The following is a 26546-nucleotide window of genomic DNA, read 5'->3' as shown; positions in this document are numbered from 1 at the left end:
TCCGATGCTGAAAGGTAGTGTGGCTTCAAGGAGCAATGCCGTTTCGGCAATGGCCCGATCCATGACACCCCAGCTTGGTGATGGCCAGGAGGCCAAGATCCGGGCGGTGTCGAGATACTTCGATGAGGCTGATGCCTCGCTCGATCGCAAAATCCAAACGGAAGAACTCAACTTTGTGTCATGGGACCTGGGCGCCGTACGATTGGAACGGATTTCACTGTTTCAGGATTCGGGAAAGACGCATCACCGCGGCAACCACTGGGCTGATGCCGTGTCTCGTGGGGGACATAGTCAGTCCAGTGCGTCAGCGTATTGGCAGCAGGGATCACCACCTGACCTGAATTTCCGGATCCGGATCGCCACATTCGACGAGGGTGCGTCCTGGCAATTCCTGACCGCATTCCTTCCGTGCACCCTGCTCACGAAATCGATGCTGTCGCTGAGCAGTGAACACATGGTGGCCCTGGATTCGTGGCAAGGGGCCATCCTTGAGGACCATCTCCTCTCGTTGACCCGTAAACTGCCTTCCGTCCCGAAGGAGCATTGGTCGATGCTGGGGGAAGCGACCTGCACCCTGGTTCAGGCCTGCCTCGTTCCCGCGCAAGGCAGTTCCGCACGGACTGGCGCGTCGAGAGCCCCAGCTCTCCGCGAGCGCCTGCGGCATGTCGTAAGACAGAACATGGCCTCGCCGGACTTTGGCCCAGAGGCGCTGAGGCAGCTTGCCGCGATGTCACGATCCAAACTTTATCGGATTTTCGAGGGTACCGGCGGCGTTGCGCGGTTCATCCAGGACGAGCGCCTCGGCGTAGCCAGACAACGCCTCGCCGACATTGACGACAGGACCTCGATCAGGACGTTGGCGGGAGAGGTCGGGTTCCTCGAGCACTCGACGTTCAGCCGGGCATTCAAGCTGAGATATGGCAGCAGTCCCACGGAATTCAGGGAGATGGCTTCAGCCCATCATCCTCTCTATGCACGCGGAGACCGACATGACGCCGACCGGAAGTAAGATATGACCGCCAACGGAAGAGGGCCGGCTCGAACATGGGGATCTTGGACGTTCACGGAGCCGGGCTTCCTGTGCCGCGAAGTGCCGCCGACACATCGCGTCATCGTGATCTGACAATGCCGGAGAATCCGGCAACGGCCAGGAGGCTCAGGACCCATCCCACTATGGATTGAAAATAGTAATAGCTCAGGGCCGATCCTCCGGAAGGCTTGGATGGATCAGGCCGCCAGAATGTCTTTTGATCCATCTCGAGCACCGGCAAGAGGACATCCAGCGAGTACATCCACGGATTGATGTTCGGATAGCTCGATGCCTCCCACTGCTGCCGGAAGCATGAAAACTGGGTTTGTCCCCTTTCGGCGCGTCCGTCTACAGCCGTCTGGGTCGATGAGAGGAAGCGCTGTTCTGATTGTTCCACCCCGCATAGCGTCCATTCGGGCGATCGCAGGACGACAGCGCTGTTTGGCTTGAAGGCTCCCTGCCGTTCCGCAAAGCTGAAGACGGCGACGCCGAGAGCCCAGAAAAAGGCGAGCCAGACCAAGGCAAGCAGGGGTTGGCGGCCATAGGCGACGGTGATGGCGAGCATCCCGTCCTTGACGGCGAGCATTGCACGCCAAAGGGGGTGACGGGCGCGCCGGCGACGGGCGCGCCGCTGTAGCCGTTCCTTTTCGATGAGCACCGTGGTGGCGTCCTCGTCATGGCCCATGTCCCGGAAGACCGATGCGAGTTGCTCATAGGGTTGCGGCCAGAATTCCTCTCCGCGTCCATCCGGCGCCTGACGCGACAGCCACTCGAGGCGAGCCTCTGCATCGACCGGGCCATCGATGAAGGCGCCATAGCGACAGCGGTTCAACAGAAGTTCACCCTTTTTGGGCCAGCACGGCGCTTCGTCATGCAGGGTGCCGACCGTGGCTCCGGTCATGGCAAGTGTCCCGTCGATCCTTGCCTCCCTGCGCAGGAAGAACGCGCCTTCGACCACAACGCGGCTCAACTGCACGGCGTCGCGGCCGGAGTTGGTGATGACGGTAGAGGTGCAGTCCAGGTCGCCCGCGATCCGGGCGCCCGTAAGCCTGACCTCGCCCGTGACATTGGCCGAGCGCAGCAGGATAGCGCCCTGCACGTGGATTGCGTCGGCGGCAATGGCGATTCCGTCCGGACGGAAGATGGTCGATCCGGCACAATCGAAACTGGCTTCGAGCCGCGTACCGCGCATGTTGACGCCGCCACGGAAGTCCGTGTCGCGACAGAAGACGTTGCGCACCTCCAGGCCCTCGGCATTGAGCGCGAATCCGCCGACCGACTGGATCATGGCACCATCGCAAACGAGATTGCCGCCGAGCCGTGAATCAGTGAGGCGAACCTCCCCGCTGACATGCGAACCGCGCAGATAAAGTCCGCCCCGGACCTCGAGCCGCTCTGCTTGCAGACCGGGCAGTGACGACCCGTCCAGGAACAGCCGATCGATGACCGCCGACCGGAGGATCGGAACGGCATCGAAGCGGCAGTCCTTCAGCCGGATATCGCGAGATACCCGACAGCCTTCGAGGTCGAGGACGCCCTGGATCCAGGCCCCGCTGATCCTGATGCCCTTTTCGTGCGGCCGATAGCCTTCCTCACCACCAAGCATGAGGAAGCGCAGGAATGAGGCCCGGATGGCGCGCTCAGGGTCATCCGCACCCGGCCGCACGCCGTCGCCCAGACGATCAAGTCCGCCGCTCGCAAGGCGGGACAGGACCACTTCCTCAGCCGGCAGCAAAGGTCGGAAGTCATCGAGATTGACACCCACGGTCGGCCGCGGCAGTCCCTCCATGCTTCCTGGAAAGATCTGACCGCCGTTCATGGGACGGCCTGGAGGAACACTTCGCCAATTCCGACAACGATCATCATCGCCATTTCCACACCATCGGCCCGGAGCAAGGCCGAGCCCTGTCCCTGTCTTCCAGGCTGACCCCGCTTCGGCCTCATTCGAAATGGGATATTGCGCCAGCCCTCTGCCCCTCGGCCGCCGCCGGCCGCGTCCGAAGGGGAGCCACCAGCTGACCTGGGTGAAGGGCCTGGATACCGCCAGTGACGATGACATCGTCCGGGTCGAGCCCCCGCGAGATGATCACTCGGTCGGGATCAAAGCGCAGGATGTCGACGGTCCGCAGCGAAACGGTAGATGTCGCAGGATCGACGATCCACATGGCGGGTGATTGCCCGACCCGTGTCAGGGCGCTCGCCGGAACCGCGATGACCGCTGGAGAGAACAGTTCGATTGTCCCGATGACGGTCGATCCCAGCCGCATGGCTTCCGGAGGATCTTGCAGGCTGACCCGAACCTCGAATGTGCGAGTCACGGGGTCGGCCTGCGCCGTGGTCTCGCGAACGCGCCCGACGGCGGCGACGGAGCGGTCATCGGCGAGGGCGACGCGTATGACTGGATCCTCGTCCTGCTGCTCGAGGAAGCGCGCGGGCAAGTTGAATACGGCATCGCGTCCGTCCTCGCGGGCCAGTTGCACGATGGCTTGGCCCGGCTGCACGACTTCACCGGGCTCGGCGCTTCGGGCCGTCACGACGCCGGCGGTGCTGGATCGAAGCTCCGTGAAGCCGAGGCGATCGCGCGCCAGTTCGACCTGGGCCTCTGCGTCCTCGAGGCCGGATTCGGCGGTGTTCCTTGCCTGCAAGGCCTGATCGAAGCGCGGCCGGGTCGTGAAGCCCTGCGCCATGAGCTGTTCCTGGCGGTCAAAGGCACTGCGGGTCGTGCTCACCTCGCCTCTCGCGGCTGACAGGGCTGCCTTCGCGGCAGTGAGGGCATTTTGTTCGGTTTGCGGGTCCAACCGGGCAATGAGCTGCCCAGCCGCGATCCGGTCGCCGACGTTCACAGGTCGCTCCGCGACGCGGCCACCGATGCGGAACGCAAGCGCGACGTTGTTTTCTGCCTGGATTTCGCCCGACAGTTGGATCTCGTTTGCCAGCTTGCTCTCCTCCACGGAGATGACATCGACCGGGCGGCCGGTGCTCGGCGCAGGCGTTTCAGCCTGGCCGCATGCGGCCAGGCTGGAAAGGATGATGGCGGTCACCGCCGCCCCCGATCGGACCCATGCAGCCATTTGTGACATCAGGGCGGTCATTTTGATCATGATCGGGACGCTCCCGCAACCGTCGGAACGGCGTCCACGTTTCCAGCGGCGGATGAACGCCTGTCGAACACCGTGACATAGAGTGTGGGCAACAGGATCAGTGTGAGGACCGTGGCGACCAGGAGCCCTCCCATGATCGCATAGGCCATCGGGCCCCAGAAGACCGTTGGAGCGATCGGGATCATGCCGAGAACGGTGGAGATCGCCGTCAGCATGATCGGACGGAACCGCGTCGTGCTTGCGTCGAGCGCGGCCTCCACGACGCCCTTGCCGCCGGATCTCTCCGCCTCGATCTGCCCAATGAGGATGACGGCATTCTTCGTGATGATGCCGATCAGGGCGAGAATGCCGAGCAGCGCCACGAAGCCAAGGGGCTTACCCGATAACAACAGGGCCCCGACGACGCCGACGAGGCCCAGGGGGGCAATGCAGAGGACCAGGCCAAGCAGCTTGAAGCTGCGCAACTGGGCCATGAGGACCGTCAACATGATCAGGAGCATCAGCGGTACCACGGCGATCACCGATGCCTGCGACTTCGCGCTCTCTTCAACGGTTCCGCCGACATCGATCCGGTACGAGGGCGGCAGGGTCCGCCTCAGTTCATCGATCTTCGGGGTCAGGGCAGAGACGGCCGTTTCGGGAAGGATTCCCGGCGCGACATCGGCGGCGACGGTCAGCGTCGGCACCCGGTCCCGGCGCCAGACCAGGGGCGTATCGAGTCCATAGTCGAACGTGACGAACTGCGACAGCGGTACGGATTGGCCACCCGGCAAGGCGACCTGCATGGTCCTCAACGTCTCGATCGAGGCCCGCTCGTCGTCCCTGGCGCGAGCGACGACATTGACGAGATAGATGCTATCACGCACCTGGGTGACAACCGTTCCGGACACGACCGTGTTGAGAATGGACGCGAGCGCCGCCGAGCTGAGGCCGAGGCGCCTCGCCTCATCCTGGTTCACCCGCAGCTGAAGCTTGCGGGATGGCTCGATCCAGTCGAAATTGACCTGCTTGGCCTGCGGGCTCGAGGCGACGACCTGGGCAAGCTTCATGGCAATGGTGCGGACCTCGCCGGTATCCGGTCCGCTCACGCGGTATTGCAGAGGCCAGCCGACGGGAGGTCCGAGCTCCAGCGGGTAGACCCGCCCGACCAGATTCGGGAATTCGTTGGCCAACATCGCTTCCAGCTTCACCTGAAGTCTGTTCCGGGCGGGCACATCCTTTGCAACGATCACGGCCTGGCTGAAGAAATCGTTCGGGAGCTGGACATTCAACGGAAGATAGAAGCGGATCGCGCCGCGTCCGACATAGGTGCTCCACCGTACGACGTCGGGATCGTCCTTCAAGGCGGCGTCGAACCGACCGACGAGTTCCTCACTCGCGAAGATTGATGCGTTCTGCGGCATCGTCAGGTCGACCAGAAGCTCCGGGCGGTCGGACGCTGGGAAGAACTGACGCGGCACCAGCGGCAGCGCCAACAGCGAGGCAATGAACAGGCCGATGCTGACGGCAATCGTGAGCCACCGGGCCCCGATGGCGCCGGAGAGGAGCTGCCGGAAAAGCACGACCACTCGGCCGGGTGGTGCGTCGGCTGAAGAGGTCTTCGGCTTGGACAACATCGCGACGCCGAGCACCGGCGCGAACACCACCGCCACGAGCCAGGAGATGACCAGCGCGATGCTGACGACGGCAAAGAGCGAAAACGTATACTCGCCCGCCGAGCTTGCGGCGAAGCCGATCGGGACGAATCCGGCGATCGTCACCAGCGTTCCGGCCAGCATGGCCATGGAATACCGCTCGAAGGCATAGGTCGCGGCCTTCACCTTTTCGTCGCCCGCCGCGAGGCGGGTCACCATGGCGTCGGTGGTCGTCATGGCATCGTCGACGAGCAGGGCCAGCGCAATGATCAGCGCCCCCAGGGATATGCGCTGCATGTCGATGTCGACGACATCCATGATCGCGAGCACGGCCGCAAGCGTCAGCGGGATGGACAGGGCGACGACCAAGCCGGGGCGGATCCCGAGGCTGACGAAGCTTGCGACGAGGATGATGGCAACCGACTGCCAAAGCGACGTCATGAAGTCGGTGATCGCGTGGTCGACGGTTACGGCTTGGTCTGCCACCAGATGCGGTTCGATGCCGAGCGGCAGGTCGGCGGTGATCCCCGCCATCGCCTTCCGGATATTGTCGCCGAGCGCCAGGATGTCGCCGCCGTCCCTCATGGCGATGCCGAGGCCGATCGCCTCCCGCCCGTTGACACGGAACATCGGCTGCGGCGGGTCGGCCGGTCCGCGCTGCACCGTTGCGATGTCGGCCAGCCGGACCATGCGGTCACCCACCGGGAAGTTCACGTCGAGAAGATCCGCTTCCGTCTCGAAAGCCCCGGATACGCGCAGGGCCATGGTCTCGTCCCGGGTCTGGAGCACACCCGCCGGCCGCACGAGGTTCTGGCTCTGCAAGGCCGCCAGGAGTACCGACCGGTCGATGCCCAGGTTGGCCAGTTCCCTCACCGAGAACTCGACGAAGATCCGCTCGTCCTGGGCACCGATGATCTCGATTTTGGATACGTCGGGAACGAGCAGGAGCGTGGAGCGGATGTCCTCGACGTAGTCCCGGAGCTCACGGCGGGTAAAGCCGTCGGACGTGAAGCCATAGATGATGCCGAACGTGTCGCCGAACCTGTCGTTGAAGAACGGCCCGAGCGTGCCGTTCGGCAACGTGTGGCGGATGTCCGTCACCAGGTTGCGAACCTGATACCAGGTATCCTGCACGTCCGATCCCGGGATCGACTGCTTCAGGTTGACAAAGATCGTGGTCAGTCCCGGCGTGGTGGAGCTTCGAAGGAAGTCGAGGCCGGGTGTTTCCTCGAGCTGACGCTCGAGCCGTTCCGTGACCTGCGTCAGGGTATCTTCCATCGTCGCACCGGGCCAGGCCGCGGAGACGACCATCGTCTTGATGACGAAAGATGGATCCTCATTGCGGCCGAGGCGAAAGAATGCCAGGAGGCCGGCGGCGATGGCCACGATCATGAGGTAGGCCACGACGGAGCGGTTCCTCAGGGCCAGTCCCGACAGACTGAAGGTCATTGCGATTCCATCCCCGGCAGCTTCACGGATTGGCCCTCGTGCAGGAGATTGGCGCCGGCGGTCACGACGATGTCGCCCGCTGCGATCCCCTTCGCGACGAGTGCGGTTGCGGGACCCGCACTGATCACGTCGAGGGTGCGCCAGATGACCTTGGTCGTGCTTGGATCGACCGCCCACACGCCGATGTCCTGCCCCCGCCGCACCAGTGCCGTGGAGGGGATCGCCAGCGCCGTATCTGCGCTCCTCCGGAGGGTGCCCGAGACGGCCGTGCCGAGCCTGAACGATTGCGGCGGATCGGTGAGGCCGACGCGGATGGCAAACGTTCGGGTGACGGGATCCGCCTGCGGAGCGATCTCCCGGACCCGGCCATGGGCCTTGACGCCAGGGTCGCTGACCAAACCGACGATGACCTCGACGCCTGGTGCTGCCACCCGAGCCAAGTCGGCAGGGACCTCGAAGACGGCATCGCGACCATCCCGCCGGGCGAGCTGCACGATCATCCGGCCGGCTGCGACCACCTCTCCGGGTTCCGCCCCGACTGCCGTGACAACGCCTGGCGCATCCGCCTTCAGGGTGGTGAACCCGACGCCATCCTCTGCTGTCCGGGCATGGGCCTGGGCCGCGTCCACCCGTGCCTGTGCGGCCTTGCGCGCCTGTTCGGCGGCTTCGAAATCGGCTCGCGTGGTGATGCCGCGTTCGAGAAGATGACGCTGCCTTTGATACTGGTTGTCCGCCTGTCCCAGGGCCCCCTGGGCCGCCGCAAGCGCCGCCCGCGCGGAGCGGAGTTCGTTGAGCTCGTTCTCCGGGTCGAGACGTGCGACCACCTCTCCGTCGCCCACCGACACTGCGACGCGGGCAGGTCTTTCGACCAACCGGCCGCCCAACCGGAACGCCAGGGATGCCTGGTCCTGGGGCTCGATATGGCCCGCGAAACCGACATCCGCTGACTTGGTGGCAGGCTCGACCACGATGACACGGGCAGGTCGAACCGGTGCCGGCGCCTCGACCTCGGCTTGGCATGCCGTGCACCACAGCGCGAGGGCGACCGGAACGGCGACTTGCAAAGGAGGACGAGAGTTGGAATCCCGCATCATATCCCACATCCTGCTTGGGTCGTTCCAGACCTTGGACTTCTTCCGCAAGTTTTCGGCGGGCCTTGGCCGACTCCTACGACGATGGGGCAGCAATCGGCGGAGGCTGCCAACCGATTGGCGCAATCCAACGTCAGGAGTTGTCACGCCTGCCCATCAGGTACAGGGTATCAGAAGTTCCCGATGGCGCAGATTAGCTCATCATCCCAACCCTACGCGCTGCATCCCATTTTTAGATCCTGGATCTCCGGTGATCCTGGTCTTCCCTTGGTGACGAGGTTCATCCGACAAATTGGGACTGCCCGTCTAGGTCTGGGACGCTGCGCCGATGCATTTCCGGCCGGGCGAGCTAAACTCAGTTGCGTCCGTGCTGCTGTGGTAAGCCGCCCCCCGGCGCGACGATCATTTCGCTTGAGGCTCGTAGACTGATGGCAAGCATTCACACGGCGCCCAAGTCTCTGGACACTCAGCCCAAGACCTTCATGCAGCGTTTTCTTGACGGCGTGGAAAAGGTCGGGAACATGGTTCCCCATCCGGTCGTGATTTTCCTCGTTCTGATCGCCATTGTCATCGTCCTGTCCGCCCTGCTCAGCCTGTTCGGAGCGGCTGTCTCCTTCGAACGCATCAACCCCGACACGCACCAGATCGAGACTGCTACCACGGAGATCCGCAGTCTGCTGAACACCGACGGCATCCGCTTCATATACTCGTCGCTGATCCCGAACTTCATGAGCTTCACGGCTGTCGGGCTCATGATCGTCGCGATGATCGGCGCCGGAGTTGCAGAAGAGTCCGGTCTGGTCACCGCGCTGATCCGGAAGCTCGTCATCGTCTCGCCGGCCTGGGCCCTGACCTATATACTGTCCTTCGTCGGGATCATCTCCAGCATCGCGGCCGACGCAGGCTATCTGGTCCTGATTCCGCTGGCAGGCATCGCCTATCTGGCCGTCGGGCGGCATCCGCTGGCCGGCCTCGCGCTTGGCTTCGCCGCCGTGGCCTCCGCTTTCACCGTCAACATGCTGATCAAGCCGCTGGACGCCGTGCTTGTCGAATTCACCAATGACGCGGCCCGTCTCGTCGATCCCAGCCGTTCCATCGGTCTCACGTCGAATATCTGGTTCTCGTTCGCCTCGGTGCTGTTCCTCACCGTTGTCATCGCGTTCATTACCGACCGCATGATCGCGCCCCGCCTGGGGACATACGACCCGAAACTCGCAGCGGAAGGAACCACGACGGAGCAAGGCGCCGTGCTGTCGGATCAGGAATCCCGCGGCTTGCGGTTCGCCGGCCTTGGACTGCTCGGGCTGATCGCGGTCTTCTGCCTCCTCACCATTCCCTCGGGCGCACCCCTGCGGAATCCGGACACCGGAGAGCTCATCGGCGACTCGCCCTTCATGAATGGGCTGATTGCGCTGATCATGCTCATGTTCCTCACCACGGGCTGGGCCTATGGCATCGGTGCCGGCACCCTGAAGACACTGCCCGAGGTGATCGCGGCGATCGAGAAGTCAATCAAGAGTCTCGGCGGCACGATCTTCCTGTTCTTCGTTCTGAGCCAGTTCGTGGCTTATTTCACCTACACCAACATGGGCACGGTGATGGCGCTCAGCCTGTCGGGTGCTCTGCAGGCGGCCAATATCGGCGCGTTGCCGCTGCTGCTCGGCTTCATCGTCGTCGTTGCGATCATCGACCTGTTGCTGACCGGCGCAATCGCCAAATGGGCGATCTTCGCCCCGGTCTTCGTGCCGTTGCTCATGAAGCTCGGAGTTGAGCCGGAGGCGGTGCTCGCGGCCTATCGCGTCGGTGACTCGCCGATGAATTCGATCACGCCTCTGAACGCCTATTTCGCTCTTGTCGTCGGGTTCGCCCAGAAATACGACCGGACCGCGGGCGTCGGCACAGTCGTGTCGCTGATGCTCCCCTACGTCGCGTGGATCTTCGTTCTCTGGACCGTCCTCTTCGCCATCTGGAAGATCCTCGGGCTTCCGTGGGGATTGTGAGTCCATGCCAAGGGTCGGCCGGCAGTTTTCTGACTAAGGCAATCGTAAGCAACGGAGCGGCATGATGAGCAACTCTGCAATTTCACTCGACGTCGCCGCCGCGGAAGAGCACCTGATGCGGTTTCTGTCAGTCGAGGGCGTGACCGGGCAGGAAGCCCAAATCGCCGCGGCTGTCTCGGAAGCCCTTCAGAAGGCGGGTGTACCGGCTTCCGCGATCCGCTTCGATGAAGTGAACAAACGCATTCCGGTTCCGACGGAAACGGGAAACCTCATTGTCGATCTGTCTGGAACGCGGCCCGGACCGCGGTTGCTGTTTTCGACCCATCTCGATACGGTTCCGCTCTGTGCCGGAGCCAAGCCGAGGCGCGAGGGCGACCGAATCGTTTCAGACGGGACGACGGCCCTCGGAGGGGATAATCGCACCGGATGCGCCATTCTCGTCATCCTTGCGGAGACGCTCCTGAAGCACAACCTGCCGCATCCCCCCATCACGCTGCTCTTCACGGTGCGCGAGGAAAGCGGCCTGCACGGCGCGCGCGAGCTCGATGCTGCCGATCTCGGCGGCGCGGTGATGTGCATCAATGTCGACGGCCAGGATCCGTCGGACCTGATCGTCGGGGCGGTCGGCCAGGAGAATTGGGAGGTCGAGATCACGGGAAAGGCCTCGCATGCGGGTGTGGCGCCCGAGAGAGGCATCTCGGCGACGCTGGTGGGCGCGATCGCTCTCACTGAAGCGAAGCGCGAAGGGTGGTTCGGCAAGGTCGTCAAGGCCGACGGCAAAGGCACGAGCAATGTCGGGATCTTCGGCGGCAAGGACGGCAAGGCTGCGGGAGACGCGACGAATGTCGTGACCGACTACGCCTTCATCAAGGGAGAGGCCCGAAGCCCGACATCCGCCTTTGCAGCGGCGATCGCAGAGGGATTCGGCCAGGCTTTTCAGAAGGCCAAGGGAGAAGTGAAGGACCATGAGGGTGAAACGGCCGCTTTGGCCTTCACGCACACCCCATCCTATCCGCCCTTCAATCTGGATGAGAGCTCGCCCGTGGTGCGGCGGGCGACCAGGGCGATGACCATGCTCGGTCTTAATCCCAACTACCTGTTCTCGAACGGCGGACTCGATGCCAACTGGCTCGACAAGCACGGCGTTCCCACCGTCACCATCGGTGCCGGCCAAGCGGAAATTCACACCATCAAGGAATATGTGAACCTGCCGGAATTCGCGACGGGGTGCCGCCTCGCGCTGCTGTTGGCCACGATCGAGGACTAGGTGGGCAGAGGGGACGACATATTCGATTCGGGAACACAAGGGCGCCACATGCCTGGCACCCTGACCCATCGCGCACTCCGCAAATGTCGGGTTGACGAGGAGACGAGCGATTGAGCCCGATCACCTATATCGCCGCCATCATCGCCGCTACCGTCGCCCTGTTCATCTGGAACAAGCTGCCCGTCGTCGTCGTCGCCATGGGAGTAGCCCTGGCGCTGTGGGCGACGCAGGTTCTCACCCTGGGCCAGGCGCTGGGCGGCTTCGGCGATCCCGCCGTGATCTTCATCGCCTGCCTCTTCGTCGTCAGCGCGGGCCTCGAGACGACGGGAGTCACCGCATGGGCCGGCCAGCTTCTGATCCGCGGCGCCGGACAAGAGAGCCGGACGCGTCTCCTCCTTCTCACTATGAGCCTCGTGGCCGTGCTGACCGCCCTGATCAGCGTCAACGGCGCAGTTGCCGCCCTGCTGCCGGTCGTCGTCGTCATGGCGGTCCGCCTCAGACGCAAGTCCTCGCAGCTCCTGATGCCACTCGTGTTCTCCGCCCATGCGGGATCGATGCTCGCTCTGACCGGCACGCCCGTGAACGTCCTCGTCTCCGAGGCAGGATTGGACGCCGCGGTCGGCGGGTTTGCCTTCTTCGAGTTCGCCCTTGTGGGCATCCCCTTGCTTGCCGGCACGATGGCCATCATCGTCCTCTTCGGCGAGCGCCTCCTGCCCCAGCGCAACGGCGCCAAGATGCCGGCCGACCTCAGCCGTCATGCCAAGACGCTGGTGGAGCAGTACGGCCTAGCCGACGGCGTCTTCCAGATGCGCGTGCGCGCAAGCTCGCCCTATGTCGGTCTCTCGCCGGCGCAGGTCGATCTCTCGGCCTTTCCGGGCATGCAGCTCGTGGCCGTCCAGGACGGCGAGAGCGCCGCCCCGCTGCGCCGGCCGGTGGGGGATGGAGATCATGTGCTCGTTCGCGGGACGGCGGAATCAGTCGCCGCACTCGCCAAGCAAATGCATCTGTCGTTCCGCGAGGACACGGCGTCGGACCATGGTGAGGAGACCCTGTTCAACCGCCGGTCCGGCCTCGCCGAAGTGGTGATCCCGCCCCGCTCGGGCCTGATCGGGCAGACCATGTTCCCGGGCATGATCACCGACAGCGGCGACCTCATCGTTCTCGCCGTGCAGCGCGCCGGAGCCGAGATCGACACCGGAGCGCCGGAGTTCGGTCGTGGCGGCATGACACTACGTGCCGGCGACATGATGCTGCTCCAGGGAACCTGGAAGGCTCTCGACGTGCATCTCAGTGATCCGGATGTGCTGGTGGTCAACTCGCCCGAACTGGTGCGCCGTCAGGCGGTTCCCATGGGACCGGGAGCCTATCGGGCGATTGCCGTCCTGTTCGGCATGGTCATCCTGCTCGCAACCGGCCTCGTGCCGCCCGCCGTCGCCGGCCTTCTCGCCGCCGGGGCCATCATTCTTTCGCGGATCCTGACCGTCGAGCAATCCTACCGCGCCATCGACTGGACGACGGTGATCCTCGTCGGTGCGCTGATGCCGCTATCGACGGCGATGGTGCAAACGGGAGCGGCGCAGCTCATGGCCGAAGGCCTGGTCGAGCTCGTCGGTGACGCCGGGCCCGTTGCCCTGCTCGCCGGCCTTTTCGTTCTGACTGCCGTCATGGGCCAGTTGATCAGCAACACGGCGACTGCGCTGATCGTCATTCCCATCGGATTGGCTGCCGCGACAAGCATGGGAATCTCGCCACGCCCAATTCTCATGAGCACCGCGGTCGCCGCGGCCGGGGCATTCCTGACCCCGATCGCAACGCCGACGAACCTGATGGTCATGGCCCCCGGAGGGTATGCGTTCGGCGATTACTGGAAGCTGGGATTGCCTCTGCTCATCTGGTTTTTCGTCGTATCGGTCTTCCTCGTGCCGCTGATCTGGCGGTTCTGATCGGCTAATTCAGGCGGTGATCATCAATGAGCGACGCGGATTCGAATCGCAAGGATACCGAGACCCCTTTACGCTCACACGGACTGATCAGCCTATGGACCGTGCTTCTCGTCGTCTGGACGGTTGCCAATTCCACGGTGGCGGCCGTCGTCGTATTGCTCGGCGCGGCGATCACGATGCCCATCGCCTGGATCCTCACGTCCTCCGGCAGTACGTGGAGTCGGATCCGCTGGACCCCCGACGGGCTGCTGCACTTCTCGCTCTACGGAGCGACATTCCTCGTCGAGCTCGTCAAGGCCAACATCGCCATGATGGGTTACGTCTATGCCCCGCGCATCGATATCAAGCCGGGCATCGTCAAGGTCCGCACCCGGCTCAAATCGCCGATCGGCCGGCTGGCCCTTGCCAATACGATTGCGCTGACTCCGGGCTCGCTCGTGATGGAATTGAGGGGCGACGCGCTCTTCATTCACCTGCTCGACATTGACGGCATCGACGCCGAAGCAATGACCGAAACGATCGTCAGACCGTTCGAAAGGCACTTGGAGCACGTCTTTGGCTGAAACCATCGTTCAGGTCGCGGCTGCCCTTATCCTCGGCGCTATATTGCTTGGGATCACCCGGCTGGTGCTCGGCCCCACGCTGATCGACCGGATCGTCGCGATCGACATGCTGACGATCATCTCGATCTCGCTCATTGTCCTGTATGCCCATGTCTCGGGACGCTTCGTCTATATCGATGTCGCCCTCGTCTATGGCTTGCTGAGCTTCCTGGCGGTGCTGGCGGTCGCGCGCTTTCTTGAAAAGGGACTCTAGTGCATGCTCCAGCTTCTCCTCCTGGTCGTCTGTGCTGGCATTCTCGTCAGCGGGCTTCTCGCGGTGTGCCTGAACAACCTCATGGCTGCGATGGTGAGTTCGGGCCTGGCCGGGCTGTTCGCGTCCGTGTCGTTCCTGCTGCTTGCGGCTCCAGACGTCGCAATGGCGGAGGCGGCGATCGGCTCGGGTCTTACGACCTTCATCTTCATCTACGCCGTCCGCCACGCGGGCCGCGGGGAACATGAGCCATGATCGAGCTGATCGGAAGCTTGCTGATCCTGGCCGGCGCCGTGTTCCTGTTCTCGGCAGGTCTTGGCCTCGTGCGCATGCCGGACTCCTTCACCCGCATCCAGGCAGGCACCAAGGCGACGACCCTGGGCAACGTGTTGATTGTGGTCGGCCTTGCCTTCTACCATCCGGGATGGACACTCAAACTGGTCCTCGTCATCTTCTTCGTGTTGATGACGAACCCCGTTTCCTCCCACGCGCTCTCGCGCGCCGCGCATCGGATCCGCACGCCGATGGCACCGGCAACCGTGATGGACGCGCTTGCGGACGACCAGAAGACCAACGAAGCGGGGGGCGCGACATGATCTATCGCGTCAGCGTGCTGGTCGCCGTCACCCTGTTCGCGCTGATCTTCATCCGATTGACCGGAGGCTATACGGAGCGGTTGGCTCTTCGCGCGCTTGCGGAGTACTACGTGTCGCGGGCCCCTCTCGAACTCGGGGTTTCGAATATCGTCACCGGGATCCTCATCGCCTATCGCGGCTTCGATACGCTGGGGGAGGTTGCCGTGCTTTTCATGGTTGCGGCCAGCGTCGGCCTGCTTCTCAGGAAGGACGATGCCGGCTTCAAGGAAGCGGAGGAACGGAGGCGCAGGCCTGCCAGCGAAATCGTGATGACAGGCTCTCAGGTCTTGCTGCCCGTGATCCTCACGTTCGGTGCCTACGTCATCGTCAACGGTCATCTATCCGCAGGCGGTGGGTTCCAAGGTGGCGCCATCGTCGCCTCCGGAGTTATGCTGTTGCTTTTGGCCGACCCGGGAGCCCGGCTTAATGCAGCGGCGCTCAGCGTGATCGAGTCCCTTGCCGGCATAACGTATGTCGCGATCGGCATTTTGGGATTGATCCTCGCCGGCGGCTTCCTCGACCCGCGGTTCCTGCCGCCTGGCGAAGCAGGCACCTTCCTCAGCGCCGGCGCCATTCCGTTGGTCTCGGCGCTGCTCGGCATCAAGGTCGGGGCAGAGCTCAGTGTCATCATCAACCGCTTCGGACGTTGAGTTAGCCAGGACATGACAACGATCATCCCAGTGTCCTCCATCCTGCTGGTCACGGGCTTCGGGCTCGCCCTGATCGGTCTTTGCGGTATCCTGATCCACCGTCACCTGCTTCGCATCATCATCGGGTTCGCCCTGTTCAGCACCGGACTCCACATCGTCATCGTTGCAACCGGCTATGTGACCGGAGGTACGGCCCCGATCATCGACGGGGCGCTCAGCCAGGCCGAGGCAGGGCGTGCGATCGATCCCATTCCCTCCGCGTTGGTGGTGACGGCCATCGTCATCGGATTCGCGGTGACGGCCATCATGCTCGCTTATGCAGTCCGTCTCCATTCAGCCAGGAAGTCCTTCGACATCCGTGCCTTCACGGAGTCGAAATGGTAGCGAGCCTGTTCCATCCGCTGAACATCTTCCTTCTTGGACTGGCAGGCGGATTCGCCATTCCGCTGCTCGTCCGGATCGGCAACGGCTGGCTTTCCGCCGGCTTCTTCATCGCACTCGTCGGGATCGCGGTCATCAGCGCCGTTTCGCTGCTTCGCATTCTCGGTGGCGAGCCACCCATCGATATCTTCACGGCAGGATCGCTGCCGCCGGTCTCGATCAATCTGCGCTTTGGCCTGTCCGAGGGATTTGTCACCGCAAGCGTCAATGTCATGGCCATTCTGGGAGCGCTGCATCTTTGGGATCGGCTGCGCGGCAACTACGCGGCGCTGCTGCTCTACCTGGGACTCACCATGGGCATCAACGGCATGGTGATGACCCGGGATCTCTTCAATCTCTTCGTCTTCTTGGAGATCGTCTCCATCGCGACCTACGGCCTTCTCGGGCTTGAGCGCACACCAGCCGCGTTGGGGGCGGCATTCAAGTTCATCATGGCGACGGTCATTGCGTCGTCGCTCTTCCTGCTCGGCACGGGTTTGCTCTATTATGTCACCGGCACCCTCAACATCGATACCCTGGTAGCTACCAAGTCCAACATCACCGGACCGATCGGCGTGGCTGCACTGCTTCTCCTGCTTGCCTGCCTCGTCATCGAACTGAAGCCTTTCCCCGCGAATGGCTGGGGGCTCGACGTCTATGAAACCGCGCCGAGCGGCGTCGCCACGATGATCTCCGTCGGTGTCTCCGCTGGTGTATTCTTCTCGCTCGTGAAACTGCTTCCCCTCTTTGAAGACCAACTCCCCATCCTGGCCGTCTCAGGCGGAGCCACGTTCCTTTTCTCCAACCTGATCGGTCTGAAGCAGTCTGGTATCCAGCGGCTTCTCGGGTATTCGTCGATCGGTCAAATGGGCCTGCTCCTCCTCGGACTGGCGCTTCTCCATCAGGTCGGCGCAGTGGCATCGATTCCGCTGGTGGCGGGTGGCCTCTTTCTCAATCATCTTCTCGCCAAGGCCGGCCTCTTCTGGATCGCCAGCGTCATTCGCCAACGCGATATCGATGTGCCAGTCGGCATCGCCGGCCATCCCCTCCTAGCAGCGCTGCTGACCCTCTTCCTCGTGGCCATTGCCGGACTGCCACCATTCCCCGGTTTCTGGGCCAAATGGGCGCTTATCATGCAACTGACCAGCGCTGCAAAGCTGCCCTGGGTTGTGCTGATCCTATGCGGTTCGCTGCTGGAAGCGGCGTATATGTTCCGCTGGTTCACCCGCGCCCTCTGCACACAGGAAAGCGGACCGACAGAGATGCCGTCCGCATCCGCGCTGTTTCCCATCGTGACTGTCGCACTCCTCCTGTGTATCGCCGGCTATGTAGCGGCACGCGCCTCGGGAGCAGGCGCACCTTGGATGTTCGGCCCGCTCCTTTCCCGCATCATCCTCTACGCGCTCGACCGCATGCCGGGCCGTGCCAAGAATGTGCTGATGCTTGCCGTCGTTCTTGCCGTCGGTAGCTTCCTGGCGCAAGCCGCCCAGGGCATTGCCTGGCTCTTCGCGATCCTGTTGCTCGCTGGCAGCCTCGTCATAGCCGCAGCGGGCCTCTACAGAGTTGATGACCGCCCTGGCTACTATCCGATGCTGGCGATCCTCATGCTTTCCATCCAAGCGCTGCTTCGATCGTCCACGAGCCTGGAGTTCTTCTTCAGTTGGGAGATCATAACCTTATCGACCTGCTTTCTGATAGCGAAGGGCCGGGGTGCGGGGCCGCATGTGCTGAGTTTCCTGCTGTTCTCGTTGCTGTCTGCCTTTCTTGTGCTGGCGGGATTCGCCGGAATCGCCGCGGTCAGCGGCTCGATCCACCTCGGCGCGCTGATGACCAGCGGCCCGGACGCCAGCGTCGCTTTCGCGTTCCTCGCGGCCGGGTTCTTGATCAAGGCGGGTGCGATCGGTGTACATGTTTGGCTGCCGGGAGCCTATTCCGAGGCAGATGACGATTTCACCGCAGTGCTTTCGGGCGTGGTCAGCAAGGTTGCTGTCTTCGGTCTGCTCATGGGGACCTATCTCGCAATCCGGTCCGAGGCTGGGCTGGAGCTCGCACATGCCATCGCTTGGGTCGGCATGCTGACGACGATTGCCGGAGCTTTGATGGCGCTCCAGCAGACCGATATCAAGTGTCTCCTCGCCCTCTCCAGCATGAGCCAGCTTGGCTATATCATCACCGCAACAGCGCTGATGAGCCATCTGGGCTGGGTTACTGCGCTCTATCTTGTCGCCAACCACGTGATGGTGAAGGGAGTCCTCTTCCTCGCCATCGCCGGCATTATTCTCCGCACCGGCTCGCGCAGCCTCCCGGAAGGGGGCGGGCTCCTCCGCGCGATGCCGGTGACCTTCGCGACCGTGCTCGTCGCTGTCATTTCGATGTCGGGCCTGCCGCCACTGATGGGCTTTGGTGGCAAGTGGTTGCTGTTGAGCGCCATGACGGAGAAAGGCTGGCACTTTCTCGCCGTCGCCGGGCTTGTGGCGACCTTTCTCGGCTTCCTGTACATGATTCGTCTCGTCAGCGGCCTCTTCTTTGGGCCGTATAGGGGCGAGCAGACGAAAGTCAGCGAGGCGCCGACGGCTCTCCTCGTCCCGCAATTCGTGCTGATCACGGGTATCCTCGTTCTATCACTCTACCCGAAATTGCTGATGGATCCCGTTTCCGCTGCAATCGACCCGCACTTTGCCTCGACGCTGGTCTGGGAGGGGATGTCCCTGGAGACGGTCTATGGCTATTGGAATCCGACGCCGATCATGACTGGCGCCGTTACGGTCGCGGCGGTCCTTGGGCTGATCGCCTGGCTCGCATATTCGGGCAGCCAGCGGAACGTCGCCGATCTTCATCGGTTCTTCGCCTTCTATCGTCCCATCATCGGCATCGCCTCGCCCCCTGTCGCTATCGTCTTCTGGCGGAGCGTCGCGGACGGCACGCTTGCCGTAGCAGATTGGGCACGGGGGCTCTATTCTGGCAACGGTCAGACCTATGCCCTCTATGTCCTGTTCTATTTCCTGGTCATCTATGTCACGAGCACCGGACTCGCGGGGTTATGGGCCGGGGGCCGTCTGTGAGTACCGACACAGTCTTAGGGGCCGCACGGCCATTCATTTCTCGCCGCCCCGGCGTCTGCGGAGCGAGGAATGCTCAGGGATGGCGTCCGTCGGAAGAGCGCGTGAACGGATCGCGGGAAGAGTTACAACACTCATCATGGTGATGTTCCGATCTTTCATCGGGAAGAAAACTTTCGATCAGGAGTACATCGTCTGCCGTTCCATGAGTGGCCAAGGGTTAAGTTGCTTAGCCTCCCATCCCAAAAGCCTGCCGAGCGTCCCGTTCAGTCGTCGCCCCCCCCAGAATTTGGTTGCCGTCGGCGCTGCGTCAACTCAATCTGGCGCTCACTAGCGTAACGATCGGCCATACGAAGAAATCCCGGAATGTCCGAACTTGCTGTCGTCCTTGGACTGCTTGCCGCCGCGATCGTGATGTTCGCCATCAACAAGCCTCGCCTGGACGCCGTGGCGCTGATCATGCTCACGGCGCTGCCCCTGACGGGCGTGCTCACGGTGCAGGAAGCGCTCGCAGGCTTTAGCGATCCCAATATCGTCCTGATTGCCGCCCTGTTCGTGATCGGTGAGGGACTGGTGCGAACGGGCGTGGCTCAGGGGCTCGGCGACTGGCTGACCACGAAGGCGGGGGCTAACGAACTGCGTTTGACAACTCTACTGATGACGGTCGTCTGCGCTCTCGGAGCGACCATGAGTTCGACTGCCGTGACTGCGATTTTCATCCCGGTGGCGCTGCGGATCGCGCAAGGCACTGGCATTCCGCCCGGTCGATTGATGATGCCGATCAGCTTCGCGGCCCTGATCAGCGGGATGACGACCCTGGTTGCAACGGCACCGAACCTCGTGGTCAACAGCGAACTCGAGCGTCACGGCATCGCGGGCTTTTCGTTCTTCAGCTTCACGCCTTTCGGCGTTCCCGTCCTGGTGCTGGGCATCATCTACATGGCGTTCGCACGGCGCTGGTTGCCGGCTGGAAATCGGGCTAAGACCGCCAACCGGCCGACGTTCGCAGCGTGGGTCGACGAGTATGGCCTCGCGAACCGCGAATATCGCCTTCTCGTGACCGACCGCTCGCCGCTCGCCGGCAAGACCTTGGAGGAGCTCAACCTGCGTGGCTCGTCCGGAGCAAACATCATCGCCATAGAGAGAAGCCGCAACTTCTCGAGGGAACTGCTCCGGCCGACCGCAAAAATGGAAATCAAGGTCGGCGATGTACTGCTGATCGACTTGCTCCCGAACAGCAGGGACATCCACTCCATTCGGGACGATTTCCTCCTCGAGGAGCTGCCGCTGGACGGAACCTATTTCAGCGATCGTTCGCAGGAAATCGGATTGGCGGAGGTCATCGTACCGCCATCGTCGGATCTGGTTGGACGCTCGGTGATCGAAGCGCATTTCCGGAGTCGCTTCGGACTTTCGGTCATCGGCCTCAGGCGAGGCCGTATCGTGCACGACCGAAATCTCGTCAATGAAAGGCTCGAGGTTGGCGACATGCTGCTGCTCGTCGGGACCTGGAACGACATCGAGCAACTTCGGTCGGATGACGGAGACTTGGCCATTATCCGGCTCCCCTCGGAACTCGACGAGGTTCTTCCAGTACCCGGAAAGGCCCTTCAAGCTGTTGCTTGTCTGACGCTCGTCGTCGGGCTGATGGTCAGCGGAGTCATCCCGAACGTACATGCTGCATTGATCGGGTGCCTGCTGATGGGGCTTCTGGGGTGCATCGATCTTCCCAGCGCCTATCGTTCCATTGACTGGAAAACCATCGTTCTCATCGTCGGCATGCTGCCGTTCTCGATCGCATTGCAGAGAACCGGAGGAGTGGATTTGGCTGCTGACTTCCTGATGAGCGTCATCAGCGACGCAGGGCCGCGTGTTGTCCTCGGGACCCTCTTTATTATTACCGCCCTGCTGGGCATGTTCATTTCCAACACCGCGACCGCAGTCCTGATGATACCGGTCGCCCTTGCGATCGCCAAGGAGCTGAATGCCTCGCCGTATCCATTTGCCATGATCGTCGCCTTGGCCGCATCAACCGCTTTCATGACCCCGGTGTCGTCGCCGGTGAACACCCTTGTCGTCGGCCCAGGAAATTACTTGTTCGGAGATTTCATAAGGCTTGGCGTGCCTTTTTCCATCCTCGTGCTTATCGTTTGCGTGATCATGGTGCCTTGGGTCCTGCCGATGTAGCATACGTTAGAGGCGGTCTCTCAACGGAGGGAGGGGGACGTAATCATGACGATCGGGAGGCGCATGGCGGACTCCCTGCCCCTGGTTGCGATCGGAACGTAACGCCGCCGCTGCGAGCGATGTTGCTCAGGTCAATACCGAGAAAGCGCGCAGAGCCGCCATGGAGGCCGGGGAGAACCGCCATGCCGCGGTGGACCTCCCTGAAAGGTCAAGCCGGCGTCGCGGTCTCCGAATCCCGCCCCAAGCGCCCACTCCCTTTCGCAGGGATCCGGCGATCACCTGCCGAAGGAGAGATTATTTGCATGCGAACCCGGGTCATCCGTGGCTTCGCTTCGGGGTTATTCCCGATAACCCCCGCCGCCTGGTTCCGGTACCCATGTGGCCTGCCGCAAACCGCCTGGGGCGCCGGCCGATAAGGACGAAAAGACCACCTGCGGCTCTGCGCTTGTGGGGTCGAGGCGTACGACGGCGACCTCGGCGTTCGGCACCTCGTTCGAGCTTTCCTGCAATCGGCCGCCTCGCTCGCGAGCATCGGAGATTCCGGGAAGGCCGATGTCCTGCGATCCCGCACGGTCGCCCGCCTGTGCGAGGATGCCGGTCGGATAAGAATAGTTATGCCCTCGAAGCGAACGCAGATCTCTCCAAGGCGCGCGATTGCCAAGCCTCCTGCACGGAAACGGGACTGTGGCTGGCACATGGCAATCGTGGCCGGCATCAGGCCAGGGTCTTAAGCCCTGTTCCTGTTCTTCAGCCAGCGTTCGGCCGGCGTGCTCAGGACCGTGGTCAGAACCACGATTGCGGCCCCGATGCAAAGGGACAGGGAGGGGATCTCGCCGAAGAAAAGCCATCCCGCAGATCCCGAGAAGAGGATCGACAGGTAGCCGATCGGCGCGAGGAGACGCGCCTCCTGTTTCTGATAGGCTTGCAGCCAGCAATATTGCCCGAGTTGCGCCAGCACGCCGACGAGGATGATGTTCGGCAACTCGCTCCACGGGATCGGCACCCAAACGACCGCAGCGGGAATCGATGTCAGGAGCGTGAGCCCGACCGTGTAGAAGAGCATCAGGATGACCGTGCTCTCACCGGCGAGCCGTCTCGTCTGGACGACCGCGAGGGAGCCGAAGAGAACCGATCCGAAAGCCGCGAGAATTCCCATGTTCCAGGGGATCGCGTCCGGCTGCAGCATGACGATGACGCCGAGAAATCCGAGTGCCGTGAAAACAAAGCGCGTCCGGCTTACCCGCTCTCCCAGCATGATGGCTGCCATCACGAGCAGCACGAGCGGCCGGGTAAATCCTATGGCGGTGACCAGTGCCAGAGGCAAAGCCGCGAAGGCTGCGAAGTTGAGGGTCAATGCGGCGGAGTTGAAGGCGACCCGCACCAGGTGGCCGCGAATATTCGAGAGGCTCGTCAGCTTCCGGCGGTGGCGCCACACCAGCGGCGCCACCGAGATGAATCCGACGAGCGAGCGGAGGAAGACCAACTGGACTGCCGGATAGGTCTCGCCCTCGGCCTTGACGATGGCCTGCATGGTCGTGACCAGCGCCATGTCGAGCAACAACCATCCTGCGCTGATCCCCAGAGGAACGGGACGTGCGCTCGACCTGCTTTCCGGCTCGGGCTCCATGTCCCCTCAGGCTGGCTGAACGAGATTGGCCAGGAGTCGGAAGGCGCCGGGAACGAGTTTGTCCAGTTGATGATGCAGCACCAGCGCCACATGGGTATGCCGCCCGCGACCGATTCGAGCCGAAAGCAGCGAACCTCTCAGAGGAGGCTCATCCGGATCGTTGAGAGACAGAAGCTCTTCATAGGCGGGATCGTAATCGGCGGCGAAGTAGAGTCCCCTCTCCTTGTCCCAGCCATGCCAATCGCCCGCATCGATTCTGTTCGGAGAGGTCAGCAGCGGGCTGTCCGGTTTAAGAACCGTCACGGGAGCCGACGGGTCGGTCACGCGCCACCGCAGTGACGGCGAGCCAATGACGAGACGGCGGGGCGTCCGATCCGGATCCCAGCCGTCCGTCGGGCGATGGTAGAGCGTCACCAGATGGCCGCCCTCCTCCACGAACCGATGCAGCCGGCCGGCCGCATCTTGCAGATCGCGCCTTAGCCCGAAGGCGAAGATGCCGATGACGATGGTGGTGAAATCGGAAAGGGATCCGGTTCTCAGATCCGCCTCCCCGAGATCCGTCACATCGAGCCCGAGGCGGCGCATATGCATCCCGACATTGTCGCTGCCGCCACCGACATATGCGATGCGGGCGCCGTTCGGCAGAGCGACGTCAAGCGTCAGAATTTTTACTTCCGTCGGCGCAATGAACGGAACCGGCTGGATGTGCGGATAGGCCATGATTCGCACAGAGCTTGCCGGCCTGCCGTCGAGGATCGGAACGAGAGTTGACACGCCGGCCTTCGCTTGCTGCGGCGGATCGATGACCCAATAGTTGTCCTGACGTCGAACGCTCCAGCCCTGCGGCACCTGCCAGACCGTGGGATTTGCGCCCGCAGCTTGGACACGGATGCTGGATGCCGGTGCATCGGCCCTCACGATTGCGAAAACCGGATCGAGCGACAGGGATTGCTGCGGACCGATCGTCAGAAGTTTCTCGGGATCGAGATCGATCTCGATCCTGCGGCCGTCGAGATCACCGGTGATATGAAGGCCGGCCGGGCCATTGCCGCCCATGGGATCGAAGGCTGGCGGATAATGTCCCGTATAAGAAGCCTTTTCTGGGATCGCGATAGCATAGCGAACACGCCGCGGTTCATGGAAAACCTCCTTTGCTTCGATCCCCTCGGGAAGCCGCGGCTCGACCGAGAGGTTCGCAAGGCCGGGCGCATCGATGGAGACTTCTAACCCAACCTGTGCTCCGGGATATCCTGCACCATGGAAGAACGCTCTTGCGGTGTTGGCATTCGCCTCGAAAAGGGCAGCATCGATCTCGCGAAGCTTGCGGTCGAGACGATGCCCCGGTTGATTGAGAATCGACCGATCCATGCCCTTCCGTGCATCCTCGATCAACAGCGCCGCGTGAGCGAGCGAGCCGCCGATGAGCTTGCGATCGGGGAATGCCGCGATAGCAGCATCGATGCGCGCCTGTGCTTCGCGCAGAGCCGAGCCCGCAGCGTCCATCAGGCCCGGCGTTCCGGCAAGATCGCGAAGGCTCGCAGGAAGGTGATCACGGATGTCGTGCTCGGGGCCCGGCGAAGCGCCGGCACGAAGCTTTAGATGAAGGCTCCATTGGTCGACCGGATCATCGCGCCACACACCCATTCCCTGCGAGGCATGGGCGGCGCGGGACCACTCGCCGAGCTGCTTATAAGCCAGGCCGGTCACCGCATCGCCGCCAACAATCTGCATGTTCAACGTTGCAGGCGGCGGCGGCACTTCGTCGTCATAGGCGTAGCCCGCCCCGGACCAGGCCGGCAGATAGAACTTGGACACCTGCCACGGTGTGAGGCCTAGTTCCGCATGTTCCGGAAAGGCTGCGGGATCGGCCGCCAGCGCCAACGCTGTTTCGGCGGCGCGGGTCATCGCGCGATGATGGCCATGTTGTCCCGGCACGTCCAGGAATGTGGGGATCACGATGTCGGGCCGATACTGGCGATAGGCTCGGACGAGCCGTTCGAGGATCCGCTCCTTGCCCCATCGCAGGAGGGTGTCGTCGCCATTCTTGGAGAAGCCGAAATCATGAACCGGATCGTCCGGTCCATGACCGAGCCATGCCACATCGGCATCGATGCGGCGGGCGGCCTCCTCCATCTCGGCGGTTCGCAAAACACCGAGCGCGCCACCCCGCTCCGGTCCGAGCGCGTTCTGACCTCCCTCGCCCCGGGTCGAGCACGCAACCACGATCCGCATGCCATAAGCGAAACGCAGGGCTGCGAGCAGTCCATTTGCCTCGTCGTCGGGATGCGCGCCCGTGTTCATCACGGTCAGCACTGACGGGAGCCGGCTCAACGCACGATGCAGACGGACAAGAGCTGGCTGATGAACAGCGCGGGCGAGACGGCTATGGTCATCCAGCAAGGGAAATCTCCTCGTTCGGTTGCTCACGTCTGGCCGCGTGGGCGGTGTCGAGACGCGGGGTCATCGTTTCCAGGAGTGGCAGGGCGGCGGCGCCGAGCGCCGCCGTCATGCGGCCGGTTCGCCCATGGATCAGGCGGGCCTCGCTCCGGTTCCTGCGCCGGGCGACCGATAGGGGAAGCGGGTGCATCGCCTGCACGAGATCCTCCAGCAGGCCGGTCGGAAGAACGCCGCCGAGGATGATGGCCTCAGGATCGAACAGGTTTTCGAGCATCGCGACCTGTGGCGCCAGATAACCTGCGGCAACCTCGATCCATTCCAGGACGATGGGGTGCTTCTCGCGGTGAAGCCGCTCCAAGTCCGCGTATTCGACCCGTTCGACTCCAGCCCCGGATAATTGCTGCGCTAGGGAATGAAACGAGGCATAAGTTTCGAGGCAGCCATGCTGCCCGCACGAGCAGAGGCGCCCGCCCTTCTCGACCAGCACATGCCCGATCTCGCCGGCATTTCCGTTCGCACCTCGAAACGGACGGCCGTCGATCATGATCCCTAAGCCCAGTCCTTGCCCGAAGTAGATCAGGCAGAAGTTCTTCAGCTCCTTGGCCGCGCCGTGAAGGCGCTCGCCGACTGCGGCGGCGGTGGCATCGTTTTCAAGCGTGATCGGCACATCCAGCATCCGCCCGATGCTGGCGACTGCGTCGAAGTCGAGCCATCCGGACAGTGTCGTCGGCCCGACGGATGTCATGCCTTCGACGTTGAAGGGACCCGGCATGACGATACCGACGCCGAGAAGCTGCGGCACAGGTGACTTCAACTGCGCCCGCGCGGCTTCGATCTCGGTCTCGATGACGGGAAGCACCGTCCCGGGATCGTTCTGCCGAATCGAGACGCTTCGCTGCGCGCGAATGCGGCCGCCGATATCGACCAGAAGCGTGGAGATGTGATCGGCCGCGATTTCGACCCCCGCCGTCATCCCGCCGTTCGGATTGACCGCGAACTGGATCGGCGGCAGGCCACGGCCGGCCCTAAGCCGGCCGGTTTTGATCAGCAGCCCGTCAGCAACGAGTTCCTCGACGATATTCGAGACGGCTTGGGTGCTCAGATGCGCATGACGCGAAATTTCCATCCGCCCGACAGGGCCGAGCTGGCGCACGACGTCGAGCACCACGCGCCGGTTATGGGAGCGATTCCGCTCCGGATTGCTGCCGATCGTCGATGACATTCCGCCTTCTGCTTTTCTCAG

The 26546-nt window shown here is 63.0% G+C and carries 19 protein-coding genes; 12 read left to right on the top strand and 7 right to left on the bottom strand.

Translation table 11 applies throughout. The features are described from left to right. Positions 1-4: 4 nt before the first annotated feature. Complete coding sequence (locus tag KHP60_RS16640) at positions 5-1009, top strand: AraC family transcriptional regulator (RefSeq protein ID WP_213565447.1); 1005 nt, start codon at positions 5-7, stop codon at positions 1007-1009. Positions 1010-1109: 100 nt separating this feature from the next. On the opposite strand, the gene KHP60_RS16635 is transcribed toward KHP60_RS16640, so the two are convergent. From KHP60_RS16635 to KHP60_RS16620, 4 genes are all read right to left on the bottom strand, one after another. Further along, positions 1110-2849, bottom strand: a complete 1740-nt coding sequence (locus tag KHP60_RS16635) for a hypothetical protein (protein WP_249688861.1) — start codon at positions 2847-2849, stop codon at positions 1110-1112. Between the two features lie 121 nt (positions 2850-2970). Continuing rightward, positions 2971-4131: an efflux RND transporter periplasmic adaptor subunit gene (locus KHP60_RS16630; RefSeq protein ID WP_249688860.1), complete on the bottom strand. Its 1161-nt coding sequence runs from the start codon at positions 4129-4131 to the stop codon at positions 2971-2973. Next, positions 4128-7214: an efflux RND transporter permease subunit gene (locus KHP60_RS16625; RefSeq protein ID WP_249688859.1), complete on the bottom strand. Its 3087-nt coding sequence runs from the start codon at positions 7212-7214 to the stop codon at positions 4128-4130. Before KHP60_RS16625 ends, KHP60_RS16630 begins: the two co-directional genes overlap by 4 nt. Continuing rightward, a complete protein-coding gene (locus KHP60_RS16620; RefSeq protein WP_249688858.1) occupies positions 7211-8308 on the bottom strand; it encodes an efflux RND transporter periplasmic adaptor subunit in 1098 nt (365 codons plus the stop codon). The genes KHP60_RS16625 and KHP60_RS16620 overlap by 4 nt, the downstream gene beginning before the upstream one ends. Before the next feature lie 479 nt (positions 8309-8787). On the opposite strand from KHP60_RS16620, the gene KHP60_RS16615 reads away from it, so the two are divergent. From KHP60_RS16615 to KHP60_RS16565, 11 genes are all read left to right on the top strand, one after another. Next, complete coding sequence (locus KHP60_RS16615; protein ID WP_249688856.1) at positions 8788-10305, top strand: AbgT family transporter; 1518 nt, start codon at positions 8788-8790, stop codon at positions 10303-10305. 64 nt (positions 10306-10369) lie between these two features. Further along, a complete protein-coding gene (locus tag KHP60_RS16610) occupies positions 10370-11572 on the top strand; it encodes a M20/M25/M40 family metallo-hydrolase (protein ID WP_213565444.1) in 1203 nt (400 codons plus the stop codon). A gap of 110 nt (positions 11573-11682) precedes the next feature. Then, entirely contained in the window at positions 11683-13515 is a 1833-nt protein-coding gene (locus KHP60_RS16605) for an SLC13 family permease (RefSeq protein WP_213565443.1), read from the top strand. Between the two features lie 26 nt (positions 13516-13541). After that, a complete protein-coding gene (locus KHP60_RS16600; RefSeq protein ID WP_213565442.1) occupies positions 13542-14078 on the top strand; it encodes a Na+/H+ antiporter subunit E in 537 nt (178 codons plus the stop codon). After that, a complete protein-coding gene (locus KHP60_RS16595) occupies positions 14071-14331 on the top strand; it encodes a monovalent cation/H+ antiporter complex subunit F (RefSeq protein WP_213565441.1) in 261 nt (86 codons plus the stop codon). Before KHP60_RS16600 ends, KHP60_RS16595 begins: the two co-directional genes overlap by 8 nt. A gap of 3 nt (positions 14332-14334) precedes the next feature. Beyond that, complete coding sequence (locus tag KHP60_RS16590) at positions 14335-14583, top strand: hydrogenase subunit MbhD domain-containing protein (RefSeq protein WP_213565440.1); 249 nt, start codon at positions 14335-14337, stop codon at positions 14581-14583. Then, positions 14580-14924: a monovalent cation/H(+) antiporter subunit G gene (gene mnhG, locus KHP60_RS16585; protein ID WP_213565439.1), complete on the top strand. Its 345-nt coding sequence runs from the start codon at positions 14580-14582 to the stop codon at positions 14922-14924. Before KHP60_RS16590 ends, mnhG begins: the two co-directional genes overlap by 4 nt. Then, on the top strand, positions 14921-15613 hold the full coding sequence (gene mbhE, locus KHP60_RS16580) for a hydrogen gas-evolving membrane-bound hydrogenase subunit E (protein ID WP_213565438.1): 693 nt from the start codon (positions 14921-14923) through the stop codon (positions 15611-15613). The genes mnhG and mbhE overlap by 4 nt, the downstream gene beginning before the upstream one ends. Positions 15614-15625: 12 nt before the next feature. Beyond that, on the top strand, positions 15626-15997 hold the full coding sequence (locus KHP60_RS16575) for a sodium:proton antiporter (protein ID WP_213565437.1): 372 nt from the start codon (positions 15626-15628) through the stop codon (positions 15995-15997). Next, positions 15991-19095 (top strand): proton-conducting transporter membrane subunit, encoded by a 3105-nt coding sequence (locus KHP60_RS16570; protein ID WP_213565436.1) that lies wholly within the window; start codon positions 15991-15993, stop codon positions 19093-19095. The genes KHP60_RS16575 and KHP60_RS16570 overlap by 7 nt, the downstream gene beginning before the upstream one ends. A gap of 363 nt (positions 19096-19458) precedes the next feature. After that, the gene (locus KHP60_RS16565; RefSeq protein WP_213565435.1) at positions 19459-21279 is read left to right on the top strand and encodes an SLC13 family permease; all 1821 of its coding nucleotides are present in this window, start codon (positions 19459-19461) and stop codon (positions 21277-21279) included. Between the two features lie 727 nt (positions 21280-22006). Here the strand turns inward: KHP60_RS16565 and KHP60_RS16560 are convergent. Genes KHP60_RS16560 through KHP60_RS16550 form a run of 3 tightly spaced genes read right to left on the bottom strand, consistent with a single transcriptional unit; the run spans position 22007 to position 26525 of the window. Then, positions 22007-22906, bottom strand: coding sequence for a DMT family transporter (locus KHP60_RS16560; RefSeq protein WP_213565434.1), 900 nt, complete (start codon positions 22904-22906; stop codon positions 22007-22009). A gap of 6 nt (positions 22907-22912) precedes the next feature. Next, positions 22913-25306 carry a PIG-L family deacetylase gene (locus KHP60_RS16555; RefSeq protein ID WP_213565433.1) on the bottom strand — a complete coding sequence of 798 codons (2394 nt, stop codon included), beginning with the start codon at positions 25304-25306 and terminating at the stop codon, positions 22913-22915. After that, positions 25296-26525, bottom strand: a complete 1230-nt coding sequence (locus KHP60_RS16550; RefSeq protein WP_249688853.1) for an ROK family transcriptional regulator — start codon at positions 26523-26525, stop codon at positions 25296-25298. The genes KHP60_RS16555 and KHP60_RS16550 overlap by 11 nt, the downstream gene beginning before the upstream one ends. Between the last annotated feature and the right edge of the window lie 21 nt (positions 26526-26546).

Source organism: Microvirga sp. 3-52 (assembly GCF_018383585.1).
Classification (GTDB): Bacteria; Pseudomonadota; Alphaproteobacteria; order Rhizobiales; family Beijerinckiaceae; genus Microvirga.
This window is presented reverse-complemented; position numbering and strand designations above follow the sequence as displayed.